Source organism: Streptomyces sp. NP-1717 (genome assembly GCF_022695985.1).
Taxonomy (GTDB): domain Bacteria; phylum Actinomycetota; class Actinomycetes; order Streptomycetales; family Streptomycetaceae; genus Streptomyces.
Genome location: NZ_JAAPBF010000422.1, coordinates 1 through 2,500, shown reverse-complemented (window position 1 = coordinate 2,500; position 2,500 = coordinate 1). Strand labels below are relative to the sequence as shown.

General features: G+C 70.7%; 2 protein-coding genes. Both read left to right on the top strand.

The features are described from left to right. The coding region (locus tag GXP76_RS35130) for a protein phosphatase 2C domain-containing protein (RefSeq protein ID WP_242575669.1) at nucleotides 1-663 on the top strand (663 nt) is incomplete at its 5' end. Nucleotides 664-759: 96 nt separating this feature from the next. Further along, the coding region (locus GXP76_RS35125) for a pyruvate dehydrogenase (protein WP_242575668.1) at nucleotides 760-2,500 on the top strand (1,741 nt) is incomplete at its 3' end.

Genomic DNA, 2,500 nt, shown 5'->3' with positions numbered 1-2,500 from the left:
GGCCGCAGCCACAGCCGGCTCTCCGAGGACATAAGGGCCGGCCGCCGGGGCGACCTGAAGTCCGGTCTGCACCGGCTCACCGACCGCACGTACGGCAAGCTGCGCGCCCGCGCGGCCGAGTTGGGCCGCGACCCGGAGGACTACACCGCGAGCCTGCGCTGTCTGCTGCTCTCCGCCGACCCCCAGTGCCGTACCCGCGTCTTCTTCGGAGTCGGCGGCGGCGGGCTCTTCCGGCTCAGGGACGGCGCCTGGCAGGACCTGGAGCCGCTGCTCCCCGAACCGGCCGACGTCAGGGGCGAACCCGTCCTCGGTTTCGGCTCGGCCCGGTCCGACGCCCCTTCCGAGCAGACCCCCGACGGCGACCGCCTCACGATGGATCTGGAGATCACCAAGCCACCGGGACCGGTCGTCGAGGATCCCGTTCCACCGCCGCCGGAGCCGTTCCGCTTCCGGGCCTCGGTGGCCCGGCCGGGCGACACACTGCTGCTGGCCAGCGTCGGGCTCGCCGAGCCGCTGCGCGGCGAACCGGCCCTGGGTGACGAGCTGGCCGCGCGCTGGACCTCCGCCGAGCCGCCGGGGCTCGCCGCCTACCTGTCGGACGTCCGGCTGCGGGTGAAGGGTTACGCCGACGACCGTACGGCCGTGGCGGTCTGGGAGGCGTAACCGCCCGGGGCATGGGTTGATGGACAGCGGGTACCGGAGGGGACCCCGCGCCGCGTCCCGTCGGCCCGGCTCCCCGGACAGCAGAAGGGTGCTTCCATGGCCAGGCAGAACGTGGCGGAGCAGTTCGTCGACATCCTCGCCCGCGCGGGCGTGCGGCGCCTGTACGGAGTCGTCGGCGACAGCCTCAACCCCGTCGTCGACGCCATCCGGCGCAACGCGGCCATCGACTGGGTGCAGGTCAGGCACGAGGAGGCGGCGGCCTTCGCGGCGGGCGCCGAGGCCCAGATCACCGGCAAGCTCGCGGCCTGCGCCGGCTCCTGCGGGCCCGGCAATCTGCACCTGATCAACGGGCTGTACGACGCGCACCGCTCCATGGCCCCGGTCCTGGCGCTCGCCTCGCACATCCCCACCGCGGAGATCGGCCTCGGGTACTTCCAGGAGACGCACCCCGAGCGGCTGTTCGAGGAGTGCAGCCACTACAACGAGATGATCTCCAGCCCCGAGCAGATGCCGCGGCTGCTCCAGACGGCCATCCAGCACGCGGTCGGCCGGGGCGGTGTCAGCGTGGTGACGCTGCCCGGCGACATCGCCTCGCGGCCGGCCCCGACGAAGGCGATCGAGCACGCCCTGGTGACGTCCCGGCCGTCGGTACGGCCCGGGGATCTGGAGATCGACAAACTGGTCGACATGATCGACGACGCGGACCGCGTCACGCTGTTCTGCGGCAGCGGCACGGCCGGGGCGCACGCCGAGGTCATGGAGTTCGCCGAGCGGATCAAGTCCCCGATCGGCCACGCCCTGCGCGGCAAGGAGTGGATCCAGTACGACAACAAGTTCGACGTCGGTATGAGCGGACTGCTCGGTTACGGCGCCGCGTACGAGGCCACTCACGAGTGCGATCTGCTCATCCTGCTCGGCACCGACTTCCCGTACAACGCCTTCCTGCCCGACGGCACCGATGTGAAGATCGTCCAGGTCGACGTCCGGCCCGAACGCCTCGGCCGCCGCTCCCAGCTGGACCTCGCGGTCTGGGGCGACGTCCGCGAGACACTGCGCTGTCTGACGCCCCGGGTGCAGATGAAGAACGACCGCCGGTTCCTGGACAAGATGCTCAGGAAGCACGCCGACGCGCTCGAAGGCGTCGTCAAGGCGTACACCCGCAAGGTCGACAAGCACGTCCCGATCCACCCCGAGTACGTCGCGTCCGTACTGGACGAAGTGGCCGACGACGACGCGGTGTTCACCGTCGACACCGGCATGTGCAACGTCTGGGCCGCCCGCTATCTGTCGCCCAACGGCCGCCGCCGGGTGATCGGTTCGTTCAGCCACGGGTCCATGGCCAACGCCATGGTGCAGGCCGTCGGGGCGCAGTTCGTGGACCGGGAACGCCAGGTCGTGTCGATGTCGGGCGACGGCGGGTTCACCATGCTGATGGGTGACTTCCTCACCCTGGTGCAGTACGAACTCCCCGTGAAGATCGTCCTGTTCAACAACTCCTCGCTCGGCATGGTCGAGCTGGAGATGCTGGTGGCCGGTCTGCCGTCGTACGGCACCACCAACCGCAACCCCGACTTCGCCGCCGTCGCCCGGGCCGCCGGGGCGTTCGGGGTCAGGGTGGAGAAGCCCAAGCAGCTCGCGGGCGCGCTCAAGGACGCCTTCAAGCACAAGGGTCCGGCCCTGGTGGACGTGGTCACCGACCCGAACGCGCTGTCCATCCCGCCGAAGATCAGCGCCGACATGGTGCAGGGCTTCGCGCTCTCCGCCGGGAAGATCGTGCTGGACGGAGGGGTGGGCCGCATGGTCCAGATGGCGCGCTCCAATCTGCGCAACCTGCCGC